The sequence below is a fragment of the Oceanispirochaeta sp. genome, assembly GCF_027859075.1.
In the GTDB taxonomy this organism is placed as follows: domain Bacteria; phylum Spirochaetota; class Spirochaetia; order DSM-2461; family DSM-2461; genus Oceanispirochaeta.
In genome coordinates this window covers 17,368-41,647 of the sequence record NZ_JAQIBL010000100.1, presented here as the reverse complement: position 1 = coordinate 41,647, position 24,280 = coordinate 17,368, and the positions used below count along the sequence as shown (strand labels likewise).

The 24,280-nt window shown below is 46.1% G+C and carries 23 protein-coding genes; 10 read left to right on the top strand and 13 right to left on the bottom strand.

Annotation, left to right across the window (positions count from 1 at the left end):
- The 7 genes from PF479_RS05640 to PF479_RS05610 all read left to right on the top strand — a co-directional run.
- On the top strand, positions 1–202 hold a 202-nt coding region (locus PF479_RS05640; RefSeq protein ID WP_298003332.1), incomplete at its 5' end, for an RsmD family RNA methyltransferase.
- 58 nt (positions 203–260) lie between these two features.
- The gene (locus tag PF479_RS05635; RefSeq protein ID WP_298003329.1) at positions 261–1,886 is read left to right on the top strand and encodes a LysM peptidoglycan-binding domain-containing protein; all 1,626 of its coding nucleotides are present in this window, start codon (positions 261–263) and stop codon (positions 1,884–1,886) included.
- A gap of 88 nt (positions 1,887–1,974) precedes the next feature.
- On the top strand, positions 1,975–3,048 hold the full coding sequence (locus tag PF479_RS05630) for an ATP phosphoribosyltransferase regulatory subunit (protein ID WP_298003326.1): 1,074 nt from the start codon (positions 1,975–1,977) through the stop codon (positions 3,046–3,048).
- 38 nt (positions 3,049–3,086) lie between these two features.
- Positions 3,087–3,704 (top strand): ATP phosphoribosyltransferase, encoded by a 618-nt coding sequence (gene hisG / locus PF479_RS05625; RefSeq protein ID WP_298003324.1) that lies wholly within the window; start codon positions 3,087–3,089, stop codon positions 3,702–3,704.
- Positions 3,705–3,706: 2 nt separating this feature from the next.
- Positions 3,707–4,285 carry an imidazoleglycerol-phosphate dehydratase gene (locus PF479_RS05620; protein WP_298003320.1) on the top strand — a complete coding sequence of 193 codons (579 nt, stop codon included), beginning with the start codon at positions 3,707–3,709 and terminating at the stop codon, positions 4,283–4,285.
- Between the two features lie 68 nt (positions 4,286–4,353).
- Positions 4,354–4,686, top strand: coding sequence for a hypothetical protein (locus PF479_RS05615; RefSeq protein WP_298003318.1), 333 nt, complete (start codon positions 4,354–4,356; stop codon positions 4,684–4,686).
- A gap of 23 nt (positions 4,687–4,709) precedes the next feature.
- Positions 4,710–5,861 (top strand): tetratricopeptide repeat protein, encoded by a 1,152-nt coding sequence (locus PF479_RS05610; RefSeq protein ID WP_298003315.1) that lies wholly within the window; start codon positions 4,710–4,712, stop codon positions 5,859–5,861.
- On the opposite strand, the gene PF479_RS05605 is transcribed toward PF479_RS05610, so the two are convergent.
- The 4 genes from PF479_RS05605 to PF479_RS05590 form a co-directional block, all read right to left on the bottom strand.
- On the bottom strand, positions 5,830–6,651 hold the full coding sequence (locus PF479_RS05605) for a mechanosensitive ion channel family protein (RefSeq protein WP_298003313.1): 822 nt from the start codon (positions 6,649–6,651) through the stop codon (positions 5,830–5,832). The two genes, PF479_RS05610 and PF479_RS05605, sit on opposite strands and share 32 nt — an antisense overlap.
- Positions 6,652–6,654: 3 nt before the next feature.
- On the bottom strand, positions 6,655–7,395 hold the full coding sequence (locus PF479_RS05600; RefSeq protein ID WP_298003310.1) for a DUF432 domain-containing protein: 741 nt from the start codon (positions 7,393–7,395) through the stop codon (positions 6,655–6,657).
- A gap of 98 nt (positions 7,396–7,493) precedes the next feature.
- Positions 7,494–9,281 (bottom strand): alanine--tRNA ligase, encoded by a 1,788-nt coding sequence (locus PF479_RS05595; RefSeq protein ID WP_298003307.1) that lies wholly within the window; start codon positions 9,279–9,281, stop codon positions 7,494–7,496.
- A gap of 63 nt (positions 9,282–9,344) precedes the next feature.
- The gene (locus PF479_RS05590) at positions 9,345–10,493 is read right to left on the bottom strand and encodes a FliG C-terminal domain-containing protein (RefSeq protein WP_298003305.1); all 1,149 of its coding nucleotides are present in this window, start codon (positions 10,491–10,493) and stop codon (positions 9,345–9,347) included.
- A gap of 98 nt (positions 10,494–10,591) precedes the next feature.
- On the opposite strand from PF479_RS05590, the gene PF479_RS05585 reads away from it, so the two are divergent.
- Positions 10,592–11,851, top strand: a complete 1,260-nt coding sequence (locus PF479_RS05585) for a hypothetical protein (protein ID WP_298003302.1) — start codon at positions 10,592–10,594, stop codon at positions 11,849–11,851.
- 50 nt (positions 11,852–11,901) lie between these two features.
- Here PF479_RS05585 and PF479_RS05580 read toward each other — a convergent pair whose 3' ends face one another.
- The 8 genes from PF479_RS05580 to PF479_RS05545 are packed head-to-tail and all read right to left on the bottom strand — an operon-like array spanning position 11,902 to position 20,387.
- Complete coding sequence (locus tag PF479_RS05580; RefSeq protein ID WP_298003299.1) at positions 11,902–13,896, bottom strand: alpha-amylase/4-alpha-glucanotransferase domain-containing protein; 1,995 nt, start codon at positions 13,894–13,896, stop codon at positions 11,902–11,904.
- Positions 13,897–13,927: 31 nt separating this feature from the next.
- Positions 13,928–14,773, bottom strand: coding sequence for an RnfABCDGE type electron transport complex subunit B (locus PF479_RS05575; RefSeq protein ID WP_298003297.1), 846 nt, complete (start codon positions 14,771–14,773; stop codon positions 13,928–13,930).
- Between the two features lie 4 nt (positions 14,774–14,777).
- A complete protein-coding gene (locus tag PF479_RS05570) occupies positions 14,778–15,368 on the bottom strand; it encodes an RnfABCDGE type electron transport complex subunit A (RefSeq protein WP_298003294.1) in 591 nt (196 codons plus the stop codon).
- A gap of 3 nt (positions 15,369–15,371) precedes the next feature.
- The gene (gene rsxE / locus PF479_RS05565) at positions 15,372–15,995 is read right to left on the bottom strand and encodes an electron transport complex subunit RsxE (RefSeq protein ID WP_298003290.1); all 624 of its coding nucleotides are present in this window, start codon (positions 15,993–15,995) and stop codon (positions 15,372–15,374) included.
- Entirely contained in the window at positions 15,996–16,535 is a 540-nt protein-coding gene (locus tag PF479_RS05560; protein ID WP_298003287.1) for an FMN-binding protein, read from the bottom strand.
- Positions 16,532–17,554: an RnfABCDGE type electron transport complex subunit D gene (locus PF479_RS05555; RefSeq protein WP_298003284.1), complete on the bottom strand. Its 1,023-nt coding sequence runs from the start codon at positions 17,552–17,554 to the stop codon at positions 16,532–16,534. The genes PF479_RS05560 and PF479_RS05555 overlap by 4 nt, the downstream gene beginning before the upstream one ends.
- Positions 17,551–18,891 (bottom strand): electron transport complex subunit RsxC, encoded by a 1,341-nt coding sequence (gene rsxC / locus PF479_RS05550; protein ID WP_298003281.1) that lies wholly within the window; start codon positions 18,889–18,891, stop codon positions 17,551–17,553. Before rsxC ends, PF479_RS05555 begins: the two co-directional genes overlap by 4 nt.
- Positions 18,888–20,387 carry a hypothetical protein gene (locus tag PF479_RS05545; RefSeq protein WP_298003278.1) on the bottom strand — a complete coding sequence of 500 codons (1,500 nt, stop codon included), beginning with the start codon at positions 20,385–20,387 and terminating at the stop codon, positions 18,888–18,890. Before PF479_RS05545 ends, rsxC begins: the two co-directional genes overlap by 4 nt.
- A gap of 157 nt (positions 20,388–20,544) precedes the next feature.
- On the opposite strand from PF479_RS05545, the gene PF479_RS05540 reads away from it, so the two are divergent.
- Complete coding sequence (locus tag PF479_RS05540) at positions 20,545–21,465, top strand: hypothetical protein (protein WP_298003335.1); 921 nt, start codon at positions 20,545–20,547, stop codon at positions 21,463–21,465.
- Here the strand turns inward: PF479_RS05540 and pcnB are convergent.
- The gene (pcnB, locus tag PF479_RS05535; protein WP_298003274.1) at positions 21,446–22,606 is read right to left on the bottom strand and encodes a polynucleotide adenylyltransferase PcnB; all 1,161 of its coding nucleotides are present in this window, start codon (positions 22,604–22,606) and stop codon (positions 21,446–21,448) included. The genes PF479_RS05540 and pcnB overlap by 20 nt on opposite strands.
- Positions 22,607–23,091: 485 nt before the next feature.
- Between pcnB and PF479_RS05530 the strand changes: the two genes are divergently transcribed.
- Complete coding sequence (locus PF479_RS05530; protein ID WP_298003271.1) at positions 23,092–24,279, top strand: pyridoxal-phosphate dependent enzyme; 1,188 nt, start codon at positions 23,092–23,094, stop codon at positions 24,277–24,279.
- Position 24,280: the final 1 nt, after the last annotated feature.

Sequence of the window (24,280 nt, the reverse complement as noted above, 5' to 3'; positions counted from 1 at the left end):
TCACCTGGACCCGCCCTTCCCGTTTAAACAAAAACTGGAAGTACTGGAACTGGCTGAATCTTCAGGGGTGGTAAAAAAAGGGGGAACCCTGACAATGCATTACCCCGGAGAGGAGAGCTTTCCCGAAAAGTTGGGCAGTTTACGCCAGTATGACCTGCGGGAATACGGCCGGTCCAAGCTTATTTTCTACACCAGGGACTGAATCTCCCTTAAGACTACATTTCCCTAAGATCCTTCTGTCTTTTTTACGATAAAAGAATATGAGCTTTAATTTTCGGACCCCTCCCAGCCCGGCCCATTTGATCCTCCCGTTGATCCTCATGGGAATCGGGCTACTATCAGCATCGGAACATTTAAATCATCAGGTACAGCCTGGTGAGAGCCTCTTCGCCCTGGCCCTGAGGTACGAATGTTCCGTCGAAGAGCTGAAAACCCTGAACAGTCTAAACCGGGATGTCCTCTATAGCGGTGAAGAACTCAAAATTCCCCTCAAATACCCGGACAGTCACAAGGTGCAATCCGGAGAGACTCTGTCCGGAATAGCCTTGAAATATGGGATTCCCCAGGAAAAACTGATATCCCTGAATAGACTGAACGGCACTAACCTGAATTCCCTGAAGGAACTGGAATTGATAAGACCGCCCCTGGAAGGAGAGGTATGGACCGTCAGAAAAGGAGACAGCCTCAGCTGGCTCTCTCTGAAATTTAATATCTCCCTGGAGAGGCTGATGCAGATCAACCTCCTCGACTCCTCGGGATTGAAGGAAGGACAGCTGCTGGAACTGACCCCTCCCCGTCCCCAGGTCATCACTCTTGAAAAAGGCGATTCCCTGTGGAAGATTTCCACCCTTTACAATGTCGAATTAAGTGAACTTATGCGCTGGAACCAACTGGAGAGTGACAGAGTCTTTGAGGGGATGCAGCTTCAGATGTACTCGGTGGTCCTGAACCTGGAAGAAGAAGATAAAAAAGAACGGAGTGAAGAAAAGAAGGGATTTCCCGCCGATCCGGAAATTCTGATGGCTCAGGTGGAGCTCACCCCGTCTCTCTACTATTCTACACCGACAGAAAGAAAGACACAGCCTGACCGTAACTACTCAGAAACCGATCTGGATGACCCCATGAACAACTACCTGCAGGCATCCAGGCTGCTGGAAGACTTTGAACAGGCCTCCAGAGCCCTCCCTCCTCTGAGCCGGAAACTCAGGGACTTCACAGTCATCATCGATCCCGGGCACGGTGGACTGGACCCGGGGGCCATAGTGGCCAGCAGCGACGGTAACGGCAACACCGTCTATGTGGTGGAAGATGAATACTGTTACGATATCAGTCTCCGGGTTTACCGGGATCTGATACGTCATGGAGCGGATGTAGTCCTCACGGTGATCAGCCCGAATCAGGTCATCAGAACAACCGAAGATGCCTCCCTGACCTTCGTAAACGAAAAGAATGAAGTCTACAACGACAGCAAAGTCAACAGATTCGTCGATGCCTGGCCGGTGGGAAACGCCTGGGGTCTGGATCAGAGGAAAGAGGTTGCCCGGCTGGCTCTGAGGGAGAGCCCCGGAAACAAGTCAGTCTTTATAAGCATCCATGCCGATAATAATACGGGAGATGGTAAGGGAACCCGCGTTCTCTTTCATCCCGATGAAAAAGACACATCATCGGAAGATCTGGCCCGTCAGATTCAAGGATTCATGGGTGCCGACTCCCTGAGTAGAGCTCAGGAACTCCGAGTCCTGGAAGCCAATCCGGCGGATGCCGCCGTTCTGGTGGAAGTGAGAAACCTGGCCTTTAAAAGCAATGCCTGGGCCATTCGCAACGAGGAACTGCGCCAGGACGATGCCGACAGGATTGTCAAAGGAATTGTGAGCTACTTTAAATAAACAGACAGGGGAAGGAAATCAGTTTCCGGGGTTTTTTCATACCAGTCTTTTGTACTATACTTGTCCAATATCAATCAGGAGTGTTTAAATGAAAAATAATTTGCTGCGCCTTCCCCAGGGAACCGAATCACTCTACCTGGAAGAGACTTTCCGACACAGGAAGATTCTGCGGCATATGGAAGACCTGACTGAACGTTGGGGGTATATGCCGGTTCAAACCCCGGTATTTGATTTCTATGACAACTATCGGACACTCCTGGACAGCAAGCTGGACGATCAAACCTATAAACTCATCGACCGCGAAGGTGACCTGCTCATGCTCCGATCGGATATCACCCTCTTTCTTGCCCGTCAGATGGGCATGATTCTCCAGGAGGAAGAACTTCCGGTGAGAGTCTATTACTCCGATTCGATCCTCCGTTATCAGGATCATGAAGACATAAGCAGCCATGAGTTTTTCCAGACCGGCTGCGAACTCATTGGGAAACCAGGCCTGGAAGGAGATCTGGAAATACTCTTTCTTCTGGCAGAGCTTCTTGAGAATTTCAAGCTGCCCATGAGCCGTATCCATGTAGGTTCCACCCTGGTTTTCCATACCATTGCCGGTGTGTTAAATGAAGAAGACAGTCGACTCCTGGCCCAATATCTGCAGACCAGAGAAGAAAGAGAAATCAGAAAGACCCTGGGTAGGAACTTTAAGAAAGAGGATGCATCGGCTCTGACAAGGCTGCTTCTTTTTATCGGATCAGGGGAAGAGTTTACAAAAGAGAAGGTCAACTGGGATTCCCTTCTGGAAGGAACCCTGAAAGACTCCCTGGATCATCTGCAGGCTATCAGCGACAGCTGGTCCCGGGTGAATGGTTTTAAGGATCTCTTCAACATTGATTTCTCTGAAACAGGAAATCAGGCCTACTATTCGGGTATCGTATTCAATGCCTATACAGAAGGATGCGGAACATCCGTAGCCTCAGGGGGGCGTTATGACGGCCTCCTGGATCACTTTGGCTACACGGGGGACAAGCCTGCTTCCTCCATCGGATTTTCGATGTTTCTGAGAAAACTTGAAAAAATAAGCGCCATGGATCTTCCTGAATCCACAGTCTCTAAAAAAATGGAAGAAACCATGACGGCTGCCGAGAAACTGGCAGAAACAAGAAAATAACCCCTGACAGGGATTTCATAAATGAGAGGAGAAACAACATGAGTACCCCCCTGACCATAGCCCTGCCAAAGGGCAGACTCTATGACAGAGTGCAGAAGCACTTCGAAACAAAAGGTATTTTTTTCGAATTTGAAAAAAGAAAACTCGTCGCCTTTGACAAAGAGGAAAATCTTAAGATATATCTTGTGAAGAACAGTGACCTTCCCACCTATGTGGCTCATGGAATTGCGGGTCTTGGGATTTGCGGTGAGGATGTCATCATTGAATCGGGACAGCAATTTCACAAACTGCTGCCCTTCTCTTTTGGAGGCACCTCACTGAGTCTGGCGGGTCTTAAGGGTTTTTCTCTGGAAAACCAGGCTGGTCCCCTCACCATTGCCACAAGCTATACAGAGATGACCAGAAAATATTTCCATAATCAGGGTATTCCTGTCAAGATCATCCGCCTCAACGGCAGTGTAGAACTGGCACCAGTTCTGGGTCTGGCTCCCTGTATTGTCGACCTGGTTGAAACCGGCAGTACATTAAAGGCCAATAATCTGGAAATTATTCAAAGACTTCAGGATATTCAGGTCTACCTTATTGCCAATCCCGCCTACTATAAAATTCACTATAAAGGGATTAATAAATTCATTCAGCAGATCAGGGAGGACTGATCATGGTTATTATAAACAGAGAAACAAAAGAGACAAAGATTCACCTTGAACTGGACATGCATTCGGGACCCTCAGTCTCAACCAATACGGGACTTCCCTTTTTTGATCATATGCTGAACGCCATGGCTTTTCATGGAGGATTTACACTGAATGTGGAAGCCCGCGGAGATATTGAAGTTGATCCCCACCATCTGATAGAAGATACAGGTTTGGTTCTGGGGGACGCACTGTTGAAAACCTTTGAACAAACGGGAGCCCTGGTTCGCTATGGTCACGCCGTAATCCCCATGGATGATGCCCTGTCTGAAGTGACCATCGATGTCTGCCGGCGTCCCTTCCTGGTTCTTAACGCAGACTGGCCTCAGATGAGTGCCGGAAATTTTGATTTTTTCCTCATAAAGGAATTTCTCCAGGCCCTTGCCAACAGAGGGGGCTTAAACATTCACGCCAGCTGCCGCTATGGTGAAAATAGTCACCATATGTCTGAAGCCCTTTTCAAGGCCCTGGGCCGTGGCCTCTACACAGCGTTTCGCCCGTTATCAGGAGACTCCAGAGAAATGTCTACTAAGGGATTAATCTAATTAAAAAACTTTATTGTTCACTTTTTATTGAAAACAATATTTTTTGATCTTATAATGGTGGTATCGAAATGAAACGAGAAGAGATTCTTAAACTTATTCCGGAAGAAGGCTTTATTAAGGTCCCGGAGTCGGGTGGAGTTCCTCTCTCTCCTGAGAGAAAAGTGATTCTGATGCGTAAGGGCAATCAGCTTTTCAATGATGGAGACATTGAGACAGCCGGAAGAATTTTTATTACCATCGGCTACACAGACGGTTTGATCAGAGTGGGAGATTATTATTATAGCCATAACAAAACACTGGAAGCACTCCGGATGTATAAGGCGGCTCCCTCTCAGCATAAAGCAGATATGATTGTGGAAAAGATGGCAACGATTGTACGAGGCTGGTTGGGTACTAATTAATAAAAATATTTAAGGATTATAAAATGTTAAAAGACAAGCTGAGTTTTGATGAACTCGCAGAGGGTTTGTCAGAAGAAACCGGAGAAGAGGCTCTGAACGAGATTTCAGAACTATCTAAACAGGGCTATCAGCTTCTCAAAGAAAATCTGACAGAACGAGGCAGAGAATTATTTGACAAGATCCTGTCTCTGGATAAATTCAATAATTATGCCCTGGTTGGTATGGGAGACTGCTTTAGAAAAGAGCGGAATTTCAGAGAAGCCGTGACCTATTATCAGCGATGTCTTTCGTCTCACCCTGGAAATAACTATGCCCTCTTTGGCCTGGCAGACTGCTACAAAGCCATGAATCAATTCAACCGTGCCATAGATATCTGGGAAGAATACCTTCTTCATGATGACAAGAACATCACGGTACTCACCAGGATTGCCGATGCCTACAGAAAAGTTCGGAACTTCAAACGCTCCTTCGAGTTATATCAGAAAGTACTCTCTATGGAAGAAAACAACTCCTATGCCATCATCGGTCTGGGCCACCTCTACTATGATTTTAAAGAGTATAAAGACGCCCTTCATTACTGGCAGAGAATGCTGGAGGTCAACAGGGGTCATGTGGATATCAGGGTTCTCACATCTTTGGGAAACTGCCACAGAAAACTGAAGACCTTTGACGATGGTGTGCCTTTTTTCCAGAAAGCCCTCAAATTACAACCCAATAACTTTTATGCCCTCTTCGGCCTGGCTGACTGTTATAGAGGCCTCAATCAGCAGGAAAAGTCTCTGATCTACTGGAATAGAATTCTGGATCTGGATCGGAAAAACAAGGTCATCCTTACAAGAGCCGGTGATGCCTACCGCTGTATGGGAGACCTGGAAAATGCTGAGGAATATTACAAAAAAGCACTGAATATCGAATTTGACACCTATGCGATCCTCGGTCTGGCCATGATCAACAAGAAAAAGGGTCACTATCAGGATGCTTTAACCTCTCTGAAAGATCTCATCAGTAACGATCCCCGAAACTACCGCCTCTATCTGGAAGCAGCTGATTGCTACGAAGGAATGAAAGATCCGGAAGAGGCGATTGAAATCCTCGCCCATTTCCTTGAAACAGGAATTCGGAACAACAAGGTCATTGACAGGATCATGACGTTGAAGGAAAAGATTCAGTCTTGACGGTGATGTGGGGATAGGGAATGACAATCCCGGATTTCCTGAACTCTCCCAAGAGATCCTGCATGATGGAATTACGGGTTTCGACATAATCAGTTTTTTCAAACCAGATGCCGTATTGTATGCTGATTCCCGAATCTTCAAAAGATTTTATGAGAATAAAGGGGTTGGGTTCATCCAGACAGTGAGAATTATTCCTTGCCGTTTTCTGCAGGACATCCATAACCAGTCCCAGATCAGAGTCATATGAGACAGAAAGGAACAGGTCCATTCTTCTGATGGGAAATCTTGTGATATTGACCACATCTGTTGAAATCAGTGTCTCATTAGGAATCCTGATCAGCAGGTTGTCAAATGTCTTCAACATGATAGACAGAAGCTCTACTGAGTAAACGACGCCTGTTTTATCACCTACTGTGATCACATCTCCGATTTCAAAACTTTTTTCCGTCACCATGAAAAAACCGCTGATGATATTCCCCAGGCTTTTTTGAGAGGCCACACCGACGGCAATACCGATCACACCGGCTGCTCCCAGTAAGGCACTCAATTTAAGTCCCAATTCAGACAGGATAATAATGAGGAGGATCAGGAAACCTATGTAATTTACCAGTTTGTTGATGAGCATCTTGTTCTGAAGATTGGATTTTTTAAAGAAAGTGCGGTTCAAAACAAAACGTACAATACGGATCAATACAATGCCGGCGATCAGCAGGAGAGCAATACTGAAAACCTGACTATAGGAAATACTTTTAAAAAAATCTTTTATGCTTTCTAGAGGGAGTATATTCATAAATCATCCTGTATAAAGTGTTTTAAAGTAATAAAAGCTCTTTTTGATAATGCTGTTGTCTTCAATGAGCCGGGGGGGAGAGGCAGGTTTGATGTGTTCTCCCTCAGGGAGAGATTTTCGATACACAACCTGACTCAATTGGTCCATACCCTTGAATGTGATATTCACAGGACTGGCGAGGATCGTATCATCACTATAATACAAGGATAGATAAGGGACCCTCAGAATCATTCTTTCAAAGACCAGATTTTGGGAAGATTTATTGCGGATTGACAGGAGACAGTAGACACTGGAATCCCTCTTTTTGTATTCCCGAATACCCCGAAACAGGGAACTCTCCAGAAAATAAGCGATTTCACCATTGTCCATATTCCCTAAAAAACTCTTGGATAAGGGACACAGAGCCGATTCACAGAGCAGAGATTTATTATTTTGAGAACCGAAAAGCAGTCTTACAACCAGAGGAACTTCAACATAAACATCAATTTTTTTACCCGGCAGTATTGATAAACTTTCAACAGGTTTGAGAATCATCGGTAAATCCGGCAGACCAGGTTCTAAATACAGGGAGAGATCATCCCCGGTAATAAACCTGTTTGAACTAGAGACCCCTGAAATCATTCGTTTAACATAGATTTCATTTCCGTTCCGCTCAATATCAAAGGATTGATTGTAGGGAAGCTTAATGTGCTTCCTGGAATTCTGTAATGTCAGTTTTCCCCAGGGAATTAATTCATCCTCCATACTCTCCCCCTCTGGTTCAATATACAAAATGTTGCAAGAACCTGCTTTCCAGACTAATCATTCAATTGAGAAAGCAGGTTGACTCCCGGAAGTGAAACTTATTTCAGTACCGCTTTTATCCGGCGGACACCGCGGGAAGAAGACTGTTCTTTTTGAATCACAAAAGTACCCAGCTCTGATGTATTCTCAATATGAGGCCCCCCGCAGACTTCGACAGAGTAGTCTCCGATAAAGTAAACCTTGACCTGCTCTCCGTACTTGGATGAAAACAGAGCCCTGGCCCCTTGTTCTTTTGCTTCTTCCACAGTCATGGTCTTCATTGTCACAGGAAGATTTCTGGAAATTTCGGTATTGACCAGGTCTTCAACCTGTTTCAACTCCTCGGGAGTCATCTTTTCATGATGAGCAAAGTCAAAACGCAACCGCTCTTCGGTGATATTGCTCCCCTTCTGTTCTACATGATCTCCCAGAACTCGCTTGAGTGCTTCATGAAGCATATGAGTGACCGTATGGTAGCGTGTCGTCATTTCGGAATGATCCGCCAGGCCGCCCTTAAAGATCTTGTCAGCCCCTTTTTTAGAGGCTTCCTGATGCTTTTCAAAGGCTGCATCGAATCCGGCCCGGTCTACGGTCATGCCGTGTTCTCCCGCCAGTTCTTCCGTGAGTTCCAGAGGGAACCCGAAGGTATCGTACAGTTTAAAAGCCAGGCGTCCTGGAATTTCCATTTTGGGATTTTTCAATAGGTTCGGCAGAATTTTCTCGAACTCATGCTCCCCTTTTTTCAGGGTCACACTAAACTGTTTTTCTTCCAGTTCCAGTTCATTCAGAATCATTTCAGCCTTGTCTGAAAGCTCGGTATACACATGCTTATACATATCGAGAACCACCTGACTGACCTGACCCAGAAAGTTCTCGGTAATGCCCAGCTTCCGTCCATGACGAACGGCTCTTCTGATGAGTCGGCGCAGGATATAACCCTGACCCAGATTTGAAGGCTTGACTCCCCGGGGATCACCGATGATCATGGTAGCCGACTTGCAGTGATCGCTGATAATTCTAATGGAAACATCGTCCTCTTCATTGTCGCCGTATGTCTTAGATGTCAGCTCTTCCAGCTTGGCTATAATGGGCTGAAAAAGTTCTGTCTGATAAACAGATTTTTTGCCCTGCAGCATGGTGACAGTCCGCTCGATCCCCATTCCGGTATCAACGCAAGGTGAATCCAGTTTTACATAATGACCGTCTTCAGTCTTATTGTACTGCATGAACACATCATTCCAGATTTCAAAGTATTTTCCACAGTGACAACCCGGTTTGCAGTCTTCCCCGCAGCCTTCTTTACCAGTGTCGTAGAACATTTCACTATCGGGACCGCAGGGTCCTGTCTTTCCGGCGGGTCCCCACCAGTTATCTTCACGGGGGAGAAAATAGATTTTGTTTTCCGGTACACCCAGACTTCTCCAGATATTTGCTGCTTCATCATCCCGGGGGACCTCTTCATCACCGCCGAAAACGGTCACTGATAATCGGTCTTTATCCAGGCCCAGGTAGTCCCTGGAAGTCAGGAATTCCCAGCTCATTGAGAGGGATTCTTCCTTGAAATAGTCACCAAGAGACCAGTTTCCCAGCATTTCAAAAAAAGTCAGGTGCGAAGGATCTCCGACGACCTCGATATCTCCGGTTCGGATACACTTCTGATAGTTGGTCAGTCTTTTCCCTGCGGGATGAGGTTGTCCCTGAAGATAAGGTACCAGAGGATGCATCCCCGCCGTTGTGAAGAGAACCGTAGGATCGTTCTCGGGAATCAGGGACTGCCCTGATATTTCTTTATGATTTTTTAATACAAAAAAATCGATGTATTTTTTTCTTAGTTCGTTGCCTGTCATAGAGATGATAATAGTATAAGGAGGCAGACAAAGACAAGAGTCTCCGGACATTTTACCAAAGGGCTATATCAGATCTTCTTCATCCTCAGAGAGAAGTATATAACTCCCTTCTTCTTCCCTTTTTTTGATGATATTCAGAAATTCACGGGTCTCTTTATCCACATCTTTCCTGGATACCCGGGGTGAGATGATCATGGTTTCCTCAACAATTAATTTCCGCTGGGAAGAGAGATGACTGAGGATGTGCTCTTTGATCTTATCCTCTTTTCCTCTCAGGATAAAAGCAAGTTTATCATTATTCATTTCCAGAAGAAGATTCTGAAGATCTTTGGGGCGCAACTGAAAAATACAATTGATAGTATGGATCTGTTCTTTAATCTTCCGGCTCAATTCAGGATTTCCCTCTTCCAGGTCTCCCAGAATCCTTTTTTCTGAGCCGCTGTCCATATGTTTCAGAATTTCCGCCAGCCTGTCCTCTCCATCGATGACGATCTCTTCGAGCCGGCCGATACGGTGAGCCTTCTCCTGGAGAACTATATTCATTCTGCTGAGTATTTCAGGATTTAGTTCCCGCTTCAAAGCCATATTCCTGATCAGTTGGACCTGAATATCTTTCTCACAGGTTTTTAAATAGGAGGAAACTTTATTAGGATTCATAAAAGAAAGGATGATAGAGCAGGTTTCTACGGGTTCTTCTTTTAGAACCTGAAGCATCTGAGGGAGAGAGAGGACATTCATAAAGGAAAAGTGATGAGGATTTGATTCGGGAACCGCTTTGGAGAGAATTTGTCTGGCTTTATCCTCTCCGAAGGCCCCGATGAGAAAATCACGAGCCGTATCAAGTCCACCGACACCTTCACCCTTCAAATTAATTTTATGTCCGAACTTCTGAAGTATCTCGAGGGCTTCATCCCGACGAATCTCTTTGATCCGGGCAATCTCGGCAGTTACCTGCTCGATTTCTGCTTCAGACATGTTCCGGAGGACATGTCCTCCTTCTTCTTTTCCCAGAAGCAGCAGGAATCGGGCCGCTTGAGCAGCGCCACCTTTGCTGATGTTCCCGGTTTTTATCAAACCGGGAGCCTGGGGAAGACTCTTGTTTTCTTCTCCCTGGAGAGCTTTCAGTGCCGCATTTTCCGAACTGTCCAGTTTGCTGTCGGATTTATTGCTTTCTGCCTTATAGGCATCAATACCTTTTTGTATGAACTTCATGGAATCATATTAAAGGCAGCTCCCCGGTGGGTCAACGGCGGAGTTCTTTTTTTGTTCTGATTATGAGGGAACCTGCCGATTATGAAGATGAGAATACTATGAAAAAAATAAAACAGCTTCCCATCATCCTTCTGTTGTGCCTTATGACACTCCAAGCGGCAGCTCAGACAGGCAATCCCGAAGAAAACAGGGTATTCGCGCCCTTTATATCCCGCTTGAATGCGGAGACGAAAGGAAGCGGAATACTGCTGACCTGGAAAGACGCCAGTAATCTTCGGTCACCCTTTTATAATATCTATGAATCTGAACAACCCTTTGATCCCGAACGTTTTATCTATACCCGAAAAATTGCAAGCCTGGGCAGCAGAATAGAAAGCTTTCTCTATGAGCCGGGTGATTCAAAGCCCCGCTATTTTCTGATACTGGCAGAGGAAGAGGGAGTGTTGTTTGATGTCTTCATTCCCTACCGGAATATGACCATGGAGAAGGTCAGTGCCGAAAGAGTGGTGATTCAGGAAGAAAAAGCAGCCCGGATCTCTTCTCTTAAAGTCCTTCCGGAGTCTCAGGCACTCCTGATAAGGGCTGATAGCAGTAATCCCGGGCGATCCTTGATCCTTTTCAGGAGCACGAACCCGCTTGAAAACAGAGAAGATCTGGCAGATGCCACCCAGGTGAGGGTTTTTGTCAATGAAACCATAGAATTAAGGGACCAGGTTGTACCGGGAATTTCATTTTATTATGCTCTGGTTGATCAATCTCTTTATGAGTCTGGAAGCCGAATTCTCCTCTATGATGGAAGTGTCACAGCCCGGCCTGTCATGATTCCTCTAGAAGAATGGAGCTCTGAGACAGCCCATTCCTTTCAGTTTGCCTCAAGACACAACCCCCTCCCCCTGCTCAATATAGAACTGGATATCGAAAGGGGAAAAAGACTGCCTGAGATGGGAATCCCCGATGTCCCAGTGGAGTTATCCCGTGAAACAAAACAGGCTCTGGCAGAACTCAATCTCGGAAAATCAGTTCATCCGTCGGTCTGGAGACAGCCCCGGCTGCTGAGCATTGAACGCACTGGCTCAGCTCCACCCGAAACATCCTGGGTCATAGAACTGATTGAAACGGGAGATTGGGAAAGCCTTCTCAGGCGCTCTGAAGAGCAGATTAAAACAAGCTTTGACCCTGAAGTACAAAGCCGCCTTCACTTTTACAAAGGACAGGCTCATTATTTCCTGGGAAATCTGGAGTTTGCTTTTATGGATTTTCTAATAGCCCGGTCGGTTTACTACGGTGAGTCAAATGCCTGGATGCTCAGCATTTTTGAACAGAGAAGGATATTGAGCAAGACACTGGATCTGGAATAATGAATGGTATCATAGCCCAGGGCAAGCGGTCCTCTCATTTCATTTGCAAATCAGGCGAAGGCCTTACCCCGGCTTTTACCAACTTTCAGGCTGATATCGACGGTCCAGCTTTCTCCGGGAAACAAGGTGATTTCCCAGTGGGGAACAAAGGTTGTTCCCTGGTATAAAAGCTCATTTTCACCATGACCGTTATAGGGAACTTCCAGAGGAAGACACCAGAAACGCCCGGGCAGAATTGAGAATTCAACCTGGATGGATGTGTTATTCATGATATCCTGTACCTGTAGTATCTTTAAATTCTTTAATTCGGCAACCTGATCTTCAATTTCAAGAAAATCATCCTGTCCGTTGATATAAAAGAATTTTGATTCACAGCTGGATGGTGCCGGCAGGGAGAGGTTCAGTTCACTGGCAAAATTATAGCTGACCTTTTCATACCCTGTATTCGTAAGCTCATACTGAAGCTCAACGCTGTTCCTTTTAAAATCGTACTGTTTTCTGATTCTAATCGGATGCTTTATGCCATTTTTGTCTACACTGCCATTTCTCATCAATACCAGAAGATGTTTTTCCCTGTTATGATTCTGGACATTATAATAACCACCTAGAAAATCCCCTTCTTCCTTATAGATGCCTTTCTTGAATGCCCTCAAATCGGGGGATTCAAAGAAATGATCATGAAAGGCTTTCCTGAGGTAGGTGTCTCTTTTACTGCCATTGGCGATTCCGTCCCGATGCCTGCTGAGTGTATTCAGGTAGTTCCAGCTTGAAGGCAGGTAGTCAAGCTCAATCAGAGCGCCTCCCTTCAGATGACAATAGGCATTCAGGATATGCCCCTGATAGAGGTACTCATTCAGTCCATCAAGATCAAAATCCATCGGCATGAGGGCAGGGATAAAAATTCCTTTTTCACGGGTGGTCTTCTCGGCTTCAATCAAAAACCGGTAGGCGTTATGGCGGAGCTGAATGTTATATATTCCCTTTCCCGGACCATGCCAGAATGGGCTATGATTCTGCCCCTTCCAGAGTTCTTCCTTGGAAGATTTTTTACGGTATCGATCACCCCGCACCTGATTGGATAGGATCTGGGCGTACATCATTTTTGAATAAAGAAGATTACTCTCGGGGTAAACTGAGAGGAAGTGACGGTAATTGCAGGAACCAGCCTGTTCATTCTCAGTAGCTGTATGGACGTCTTTCTTCCACTCCATAAGTTCCTCGAAACTGGATGTGGAAAAATACCTTTTATCCAGAGGAACCGTATCCCTGACAAATCGGCCGGGGAGGATGGATTCGACCCTGTCTTTATTTTCTGCCAGACATGTAAAGAACTCTTCCAGCCAGACTGTATCGCAGGGCATGAAATCATGACCTTTTTGTTGATTCAGCGACTCTCCCGGCAGGATCAGTGAAACAACTGCATCCCTACTGCTTTCCAATGGAAGTTTACAGATCTCTTCCACCAGGTCTGCGGGATTCTGTTGAAACATTTGATCCTGAATCCGCTTACAGATTGGAAAGATCTGAAGGGATTTACCCTGTTCTTCCGTCAGCACAGGATGAAACATCCTCGAATCGGGTATACCGGCTCCTTTAAAACGGGTTTCATCGAGAAAAGTGTACTCCATTCCGCAGCTTTTCAGAGTATGGGCCAACTGATTATCCCAGATCTGACGTGACAGCCAGAATCCCCGGGATCGGCGACCGAAATTTTTTCGAAGGTAGGTGGTCATCATCTCAATCTGCCCGACTCGGTCTGAGGCGGGGATAAGAGGAAGAATTGGTTCATAATATCCCCCGCCCAGGATTTCAACCTGTTTCCGCTCAACCATTTCACGCAGGACGGTAATAAACTCGGGATGCCTTCTCTCCAGCCAGGAGAGCAGAGGGCCCGAGTAGTGTAAAGTCAAAGCCAGATCCGGATAATTATACACAGCTGTCAGAAAGGGTTTATAGGCTTTCTGATACACATCTTCGTACAGATGATCAGGTAGATCGAGAGCTTGTGTACTTTGGGTTCCGAATACCAGCTTTATTCTTTTCATTTATGGAGTCAGCACACAGGAGCAGGTTGAATCAACCTGCATTGGATGCTTTTCTGACCTTCACTTCTTTATATGGAATGATACATTTAACCGGGCATTTTTCAACAGCGTCTGCTCTGCCCGGACCTCTATTATCATAACCCAGAATTGACAAATTATCTTGTATTTTATAACCGGCTTCTGGAAATTTTTTCTCACAGATTTTACAGGCTATGCACCCTACCTTACAATTACCTTTGGTTACTTTCCCTTTATCCCGGGAATTACAGGCAACAACAAAATCAGCATCTTCGGGGATCATACGCATGACGCCTGTAGGACAGATGTCAACACATTTCCCGCAGGAGATACAAAGATCGGCATGAACAACCACAAGTCCATCCCCGGTTTTACTGATGGCATTCGTCGGGCAGACATTGATACAGCTGCCCAGTCCCAAACACCCATACTTGCAATCCTTATCTCCGTTAAAGAGAACCGTGGCGGCATTACAGTCTTGCAATCCACTATAATTATAGCTGCGGGAAGCAATTCCTTCTTTTCCTATGCAGTGGACATAAGCAACCATTCTCACAGCATCAGTATCCACTTCAACACCCAGGATTTTACCGATCCCAGCCAGAGTATCGGCTCCGCCGGGTTTACATTTGGTCAGATCATCATCTTTACCGGCAGCCAGAGCTTCGGCATATCCGCCGCAGCCGGCATAACCGCAGGCACCGCAATTCAAGCCTGGGAGAGCCCCGTCCAGGGCCTCCACAGTCTCATCTTTTTCTACTTTCAGTTTCCGTGAGGCCACGGCCAGTCCCAGTCCGAGGAGTCCCCCGAAGAGTACAGTGGACAGAAAGCCCCAGAATATTCTTAAAATTACATCCATTTATTTATCCTACAAGATTGTTCAGAAGGGCATTGTCAAAGGCCATAAAGGCCATTGCCATGAGTCCACCACTGATAAAAGCAATGGGAGCCCCCTTTAGAAAGCGTGGAACCCGTTCGGTTTCCATCTGCACACGGATGGCCGACATCAACAAAATCGCCAGCAGGAATCCCAGTCCCGCAGCAAAACCAGCTGTGAAACTTTCCAGGACATTATAGCCGCTTTTTACATTGATCAGGGCGATCCCCATGACAGCACAGTTTGTTGTGATCAGGGGAAGATAAATTCCCAAAGCTTTATACAGTACAGGCGAATATTTCTGTACGACCATTTCCACCAACTGTACCAGAGAGGCAATTGTCAAAATAAAGACAATGGTCTGCAGGTAGTCCAGGCCCAGAGGCATAAGAATCAGATGATACAGTGCCCAGGTGACAAGGGAGGCGATGGACATGACAAAAGTAACGGCAAGCCCCATCCCCATGGCAGATTCAACATTTTTAGAAACACCGATGAAGGGACAGAGTCCCAGAAACTGGGTCAGAATCATGTTACTGATGAAGATATAGGTTACGACTATTCCAAAATAACTCATATTTTAATTTTCCTCCTTACCGGGGCGGGAGCTTATCCAGTTGAATACTGCTTTTAGATACCCGACAACAAATAGAGCGCCCGCTGACAGAGATATAATTCTGACAGGAGAACTGACCAGTCCGGGGACTTCAATGACTCCATCAAAGCTCCCCATAGGGAAAAGGGTAATCGTTCCGGCTCCCAGGACCTCTCTGATAAGAGCGATAAGGGTCAGCCCGAAAAAGAAGCCGAAGCCCATACTCAAAGCGTCCACAACAGAGTCTTTTACACTGTTTTTACTGGCAAAGGCCTCGGCTCGTCCCAGTATAATGCAGTTAACAACAATGAGCTGAACAAAAACACCCAGGCTCTTTGAAAGCCCCGGTGCATAAGCCTGCATCAACAGGTCAACAAGGGTAACAAAAGTTGCGATGATGACGATATAGGCAGGAATATGGATTTCTTCAGGAATGAAATCCTTCAATAAGGCAACCATAATGTTGGAACCCAGAAGAACAAAGACGGTACCGGCACTCATCCCCAGGGCATTTATCACCTGGGTAGAGACGGCCAATGCAGGACAGAGGCCCAGCATCAGTATAAAAATGGGGTTTTCTCTGATAAACCCTTTGCTAATATTACTCATTTATTTGTCTCCCAGAGATTGAACATAGACGGACCCCTCATGGAGAGGTGTGGCGATCCCGACAAAAGTAATGGTAGCCCCCGTCACAGCATCGGGGGACTCCAGGTCTTCTTTTGACGTTGGAACAGAAGAGCTTCCCCCTGTACCGCGGAATTTATCCATATATTCTGGTTTTTCCGCTTTCTTTCCCAGCCCCGGGGTTTCAGTATTATCCATCAGGACAACATCGATGATAGAGCCGTCGTCCCTGTAGGAAGCCAGAATCTTCATATCACCGCCGTAACCTTTGCCATTCATCTCCAGAATCCATCCTCCCATTCCCTCTATCGGATAGCGGGAAAGGATCGTGGAAGAGTCGTTAAGATCTTCCCGGGCTCCCGGAGATCCTTCTTCCAGAAGAGATGAAAGAGCGACCTTTAATTCCGCTGCTTTTCTTCTGGCTATGGCCGGTTCGGTTATTGTATTCACAAATCCCAGAATGAGGGCTGACAAAGCACAGATCAGGGCCAGTTTTCCGGCTTTTTCCATTGTTGCTGTCATCTGGCTGCCTCCTCTTTTACCAGGCCGAATTTTTCAGGCTGAAAGGCCCGATTGATAAGAGGTACGAAGATATTCATAAATATGATGGCCAGTGAGACTCCCTCTGGAACAGAGCCGAAAAAGCGCAGAAGGAAGGTCATAAAACCGCATCCTACTCCGTAAATCAGCATGCCCTTGGATGTAAGGGGTGAGGTAACCATATCGGTTGCCATGAAGAAGACACCCAGCATCAGACCTCCTGAGAGCAGATGAAACAGGACATCTCCTGAAAAGGCTCCCTGACCATATCTAAAGCCGCCGAAGACCCAGACAAGGAGGAGGAAACTTCCAAGATAGGAAGCAACGATCTCCCAATTGGCGATCTTTCGGATGAGGAGGAAGAGCCCCCCCAGAATCAGCAGCAGGGCGGAGACTTCTCCAATAGAACCCGGGATTTTACCCAGAAAGAGATCCATGTAAGAGACGGGAACTCCTTCGGCAGCCAGGAGATCAAGGGGACCGTGGATTGTATCGGCCATGGACATCAGTCCGGATTTCAACGATCCCAGGGGTGTTGGCCCGGTGATAACATCAGGCCCGCCGGGATGAGGGAGAGTCCATCTTGTCATCCCCCCGGTCCAGGAAAAGAATACAAAGACTCTTCCAGCAAGGGCAGGGTTCATCCAGTTGGCCCCCAGACCGCCGAATGTCCATTTGACAACGGCTATGGCAATGACGGAAGCAACAATCACAATATACAGAGGAACCGCAGGAGGCATATTATACCCGATGAGTAAACCTGTCAAAAAGGCACTGCCGTCAAAGACTGTGTTTTCCTTTTTGATCAGTCCTAAAAGAGCCTCCGTACCCACTGCTGCAATAATGGCAGACAGGGTGACCAGGAGGGCTCTCATTCCAAAAATATAGATACCCCAGATTCCGGCGGGGAGCAGACAGAGCGATACGGTCCACATGATGGATGCGGTGCTCTGAGAATGGTGAAACTGGGGTGAACTGGTAATTAAGAGTTTATCTTTCATTGACCCGCCTTTTTCATTGAATTTTTCCGGACGATTTTTTTGCCACCCCGGAATCCCTGTACCAGAGGAATATGGGCAGGACACATAAAGGAACAGGACCCGCATTCTACGCAGTCCATCAATCCGGCTTCAAGTGCCTGATCAGACATATTGAAATCAATAAACTTAAAGATCTTAGTCGGGTTGAGTCCCATGGGACAGGAGGAGACACAACGACCGCAGGAAAGACAGGACGTCGGTCTGGAGGCTTTTATCTCCCTTGCCGTGAGAGCCAGAATACCACTGGTCCCCTTGGTCACAGGAGTATCCAGGTCATAGACGGCAAAACCCATCATGGGCCCTCCGGCAATAACCTTCACTGGTTCTTCTGAAAAACCACCACAGTCTTCAATGAGACTCCGGAAGGATGTCCCCACTCGTGCCTTCAGGTTGGAAGGATTCTTGATTGCTCCACCGGAAACAGTAACAATCCGTTCAATGACGGGTTTATTCAGCACCAGGGCTTCATAAACGGAGAGACAGGTACCCACATTGGCATTGATAACCCCGACTTCCAGAGGAAGTTTCCCCGAAGGAACCTCATTCCCCGTGAGGGCTTTAATCAAGTTTTTTTCCGCACCCTGGGGGTATTTCACTTCCAGGGGAATGACTTCAATATCCAGCCCTTTTTCCGCTATTAATGATTGAAGGAGGGTCACTGCATCCATCTTGTTGGATTCAATACCAATAATAGTATTCAAGGGAGACAGAAGGCGCTGCATAATCTGGATACCTTCCAGAACTTCAGATCCCTTTTCAAGCATAACCCTGTGATCTGAAGTCAGATAGGGTTCACATTCTACGGCGTTGATTATAAAGGTCTCACAGCTTTTTCCCTTGGGAAGGGTAAGCTTGACATGGGTGGGGAATGTAGCCCCACCCTGACCGACGATACCCATTTCAGCTATTTTTGAACTGATTTCTTCATTAGTCATGACTCGCCAGTCATGAAGAAGACTTTCCTTACCCAGGCGTTTGAACTCACCCTTCACTTCAATAACGACAGCCTCTACGGCCATTCCGTTGGGAAGGAATATCTGCTTGATTTCAATCACTTCACCCGGTACGGGGGAATGAATATTGGCGGATACGAAACCACCTGATTTGCCAATTATCTGCTCTTCTTCGACCAGATCACCTTTTTTCACAAGACACTCACAAGGAGCTCCAATATGTTGAGAGAGGGGGACAATCGCTGTACTGGTCAAACTTGCATTCTGCACTTCTTTGTTGCAGGTTGCTTCCTTATAATCAGTAGGATGGATTCCCCCTTTTGGGAAAGTTTTTATCCGACTCATGCTGCCTGTTGCTTCCTCCTTAAAATAAATAACGATTTTCCATATCCCAGAACGGCCCAATTCCTGCGGACCGAATGATCTCCCGGGGATCGAATCAAAACATTTAAAAATATAAGAACCGCAAATGCTAAAAGCAGGAGCGGATGGATTCCTGAGATAACCGAGCTGCGAAGACTCACAACGGGTGGAACAAGCTCGGTTCTTAAGAGCCTTGACGGTCCGGATTCTGTCATTTCTGCCAAACCGGCTTCAAACCAGGAAGGGCTGAACTCAAGGACGGTTTTCCTCGATTCCCGTACTTGGCCATCTTTCATGACGAACTCGTCCAAAGTAATTCCTGATCCCGGCTGAGGTAGAGTGTAGCTGCCCCCGTACATAAAGGATTCCTGAAACGCCTTATGCCTCAGGAAATCCTCTGAATCCGGCAAAAGACTCATCATCTTCCGGGGATTCAATTCTGATGCAGCCCAGATTCCACCAGAGGACTGAGCTTCGGGAACATCCACAGGGAGCAGATTTTCCCCGGGCCAGTTGAATACGGCCAGAATCATGGTCACCAGGGCAGCCGTTAAGAGCAGGGGAGAGCGTATTAACCGCTCCTTCACCACCCTCTTCTCATACAGAGGAACCGGCTTAAAAAGGAAATGATCATGCTGCATTTTCCCTAGACCCTTTTGGACGTTCCTCATTGTATGGTTTTCCCAAAAGAGGTTTGAACCAAGGGTCAGGGAGAATAGAAAAAAAACAGATTTAGACTGCTGGAAATCCATGATATTCCCAAACACAGCCAATCCCACAGGGATGATTGAAAAAATCCAGAAGAAAAGGGATCTTGAATCTCTCGCCATCATAAGCCTTAAATAGAGGGCTGTCACTGCCAGAACCAGAAGAATCTGATTCTGACCGGCCAGAACGCAGTGAATTCCCAGGAAGAGTACCGCAAATCCCGGAATAATAAAACGGGGGGAACTCCAGCACAGCAGAAAAAGAGCCATACAAAAAAGAAAGAGTTCAAAAAAAGAAAAGTCTGCATCCGGAAGAATCAAGGATGTTCCTGTCCACAATTCTGACTGTGAAAAAAACCAGATATATTTTAGTGGAGATTGGATATTTGGTAAATAGAATATTTTATATATTCCTTGATTGAAATACTTTGGAATGTCCTTCATATAGGGATCATATCGTGGATCAGAATAATACAAACTATCGCCCTGCTGTAAATCTCTGACAGTGATTTCTTTAAAGGTCCTGTAACTGTTATATTTAAGGATACTATTGGATTCACTGATCAATTGACCACCGCTTATCTCCAGTAAAGAATCTTCCCTCAGATCATTCATCTCGGACTCTGGTATAAGAAGTGGAAACCAGCTGTGCCAAAATGTACCCTCATAAGACCAGACCGAAAGAAACAGCAATAAACCAGCAAAGCTCAGGATTATAATCAATATTCCTAAAGCAGAGAAAAAGCGGTTTTGTGAACGTAGATTACTCATTAAATCCACTTCTATATGAGAGGTTCCATTGGAATAGGGCCATTTGCATAATTTTCCGTTTATGTCCCTCCTTTGTCAAGAATGATTGGGATAAAACAATACTCTCCAGGATGCTTTTCCATTTACCAGATACAGGGGATTGATTATATTTGATAACATGAGCTTCAGTACAGAAAAATTTAAAAAAACCTTCCTGGCAATTTCGGCAGCCTTCAGTGGAATTTATGTGTATGCCCTTATTGGAAAAAGTGGAACCGGCAAGAGTTTCAGAGCCAGGCTTCTGGCCGAAAAATACAGCATCCCCTACATAATAGACGATGGTCTTCTTATTAATGGTAATAGAATAATTGCTGGAAAATCTGCTAAAAAAGAGAAGCTCTACATGGGAGCCATCAAGACAGCCCTTTTTGATGATCCCCAGCATAGGCTGGAAGTCAGGGAAATAATCAAAAAAGAAAAAGTCAGAAAGATACTGCTCATTGGAACTTCCGAAAGAATGGTAGCAAAAATGACTCTGCGACTGGGCCTGCCTTCTGTCCATAAGATCATCAAGATTGAAGATATTGCCAGCAGGGCAGAAATCGAAAAGGCCATTCAGTCCCGGTATTCAGAAGGAAAACATATCATTCCCGTTCCTTCTATTGAAGTTAAAACCGATTATTCCCATATCCTCCAGGATTCCATAAAGATACTCTTTAGAAAGAGTTTCGGTTTTAGAAATGAAACTCAGATTTTTGAAAAAGCTGTTGTAACCCCGGAATTCTCCACTGAAATGACGAGAGGGACCGTCAGAATCTCGGAAGCAGCATTGAGTCAGATGATCCTTCACTGTATCGATGAATACGACTGTGAAATCAATGTAATCAAGATTTCCGTAAAGAAGGAACGCCGGGGGTACCGCATTAAGGTGTATATTGAAGCAGGGTACGGCAATCAGCTGGGCGGCAGCCTGCATGAGCTTCAGGCCTATGTCCTGGACAAGGTTGAGCGCTTTACAGGCATACTCATCGAAGAGGTAGATATCGAAATATCCAAGGTTTCCAAATGGAAAAAGAGATCTAACGATTCGCTGGAGTAGAGCGCCTGGCGCCAACCGGCTTATTTCCTGCTTTTGGAGACTTATTCCTAGGCTGTGCGGCTGACTTAAAAGGGGGCCTTTTTCGGGGAATCTTCCAATTATTCTGCTTAAAAAAAAGTTTTACCGCATCCATGACATCCCTGTTGGGGGCAATCATGGGACGTAGGTATTCTTTGATGGCATTCACTGTATCACTATACTGTGATTCAGTTTCTTCATGGAGTGATTTTGTTTCCATCAGAAATGTCCTGGTAAGAAAAAAGAGCATTTTGCCTCTCTTCTTCTCTTCTCCCTCTTTTTTTATGTATTGATCCAGTTTCTGAATCTCCCGGTAAAATCTCTTCCGGTAGCTCCGACCGGGTCCACCATTGTTGAGAGAGTCGTAGATATGAGGAATAAGATGCTCCAGGGCCTTTAATTCTTCAGCCCTTTTCAGTATGGCCTCTGAATACCCGGATTGGAGAATTTTGAAGATCTCTTCAGACATCCTGGAAACTGAACAATCTGCCAGGAGATGGGCTTCCTTTTTGATAGCCGACCCCAGACGCCAGGGAATACTGGCTTCCGTCATGACCGAGTATTTGATGGCTCGTAGCATCCTGACGGGGTCTTCCTTGAATGTAATATTCAGGGGGATCACCGAACGCAATTTCCGTGTTCTGATATCCCTGACACCATCATGATAATCAATGATCTGCTCTTCCCGTGGAGAGTAATACAGGGCATTCAGGGTAAAATCGCGTCTTCTGGCATCCTCATCGATGGACCCATAGACATTATCTCCATCCCCACCCTCGAGAGAACGGAACGTCGCCACTTCCAGGATCTTGTCTTGAGGAAAATATACATGGACCAGTCGAAATCGTTTCCCGATGATCCGGGAATTCCTGAATATTTTCCTGACCCGGGATGGATACGCGTCTGTGGCAATATCATAATCCTTTGGTACTTTGCCTATCAGAAGGTCTCTGACGGCTCCTCCGACAATATAGGCCTGGAAGCCGGCAGATCTCAGACGGTCTGTGACCTTCAGGGCATCATGATCCAGTTTTTGGCGGCTGATACCGTGTTCATCCAGTGTGTATACTTTAGCCTGCTTTATAAGGCGGCCTTTGCTATTTTTTCCATATCTTATCAGCATTGCAGTTGTTTGTTACCAGTAAACCATCTCCCGGTAGGGAAGATAGAATATTTCCTTTTGACTTAAAGGCTCGCAGAATGTCCACAGCCCATACATCAGTGATCATTTTATATCATTCAGAGTGCAAAATTCAAGAGCCGTATTACAGGAACGAAGATACCCCCATCCCTGCATGTCCAACGGACGCTGCAGAGACAGAACACAAAACAGGAGGGTATCTGACTCATTATTATGAACAGGGGTCATATTGTAAAGGAAAAGATTAAACGGATTTCTTTCCTATATACAAGATTTGATAAGATCAGGATGGATTTGAATTATTTTAGAGGGTACTTACAATAAAATTGTAGTTTTTACAAAAAAATCAGTAATTTCTCTTTTCCTTCCGTCAGAACCTGTTACAATAGTGTAGAATTTATAGATAAAAAGAATTATTATCATCTGGTTAATTGACTGATTAGTTAATTAACAATGAAGGAAAACCCATGAAATTTAAATATAAATGCAGTGAGTGCGGCAGCAAGTACGATCTTGATCCAGGACTGACCACCTGCCCCTCCTGTCGTAAAAGTCAGAAAAAAAACGAACCTTTGCGGGGAGTCCTGGAAGTTCTGCTAGAGGGAAGTCTGCCGGCCTCTCCTGCCGACAGAACCATGGCTCTTCTCCCCGTTCCTCCGGAATATTTCCCCCCTGTACCCAGGGTCACAGGAAAACTGTGGCAACCTGAGCGTCTAAGACAGGAAATGAACCTTCCCGGCCTTTTTATCATGGATGACAGTTCCAACCCCACGGGCTCCTTCAAAGACAGAGCCTCAGTCCTGGTCTCTGCCTATGCAAAACAATGCGGCATTGACCGCATCGTTCTGGCATCTACAGGGAATGCAGGCTCCTCCATGTCGGGCATCGGTGCCGCGGCCGGACAGAAAATCGTCCTGTTCCTGCCCGAAACGGCTCCTCCTGCCAAGATGATTCAGGCCCTCCAGTACGGGGCCACCCTGTACAAGGTGGCCGGAAATTATGATATGGCCTATGACCTGTCTCTGGAATATTCCGAATCAAGGGGCGGCATGAACAGAAATACCGCATGGAATCCCATGACCATGGAAGGGAAAAAAACCGTTTCCTTCGAAATATTTAATCAGCTGGGGGACCGGGCACCGGACCGGGTCATCGTTCCGACAGGGGACGGATGCATCCTGGGGGGAGTGTACAAGGGATTCAGGGATCTGATGCAGTTTGGTCTTATAAAAAAAATGCCCCGGATCACCGCGGTTCAGGCCGAAGGAAGCAAGGCTCTCTATAGAGCCTGGAAGACGGGGAGTTTTGACAATCAGCCCAGCAGCACCATAGCGGATTCCATATCCGTAGATATACCACGAAACGGTTACACCGCACTCCGCTATCTCAATGACTACGGTGGTGATGTCATCACCGTCAGGGATGATCAGATTCTAGAGGCCCAGGCTCATCTTTCCAGCCGCAGCGGCCTGTTTACAGAACCTGCAGGAGCTGCCGCCTGGGCGGGACTGCTAAAATGCAAAGAAGAGTTCTCACCGGAAGAAACAGTCGTTGTCCTGGCAACAGGCAGCGGTTTAAAAGATACATCTACGGCATTGAAAGGAATTCATATGCCGGAAGAGACGATACGTTCAATACAAGACATAAGGGGATAAT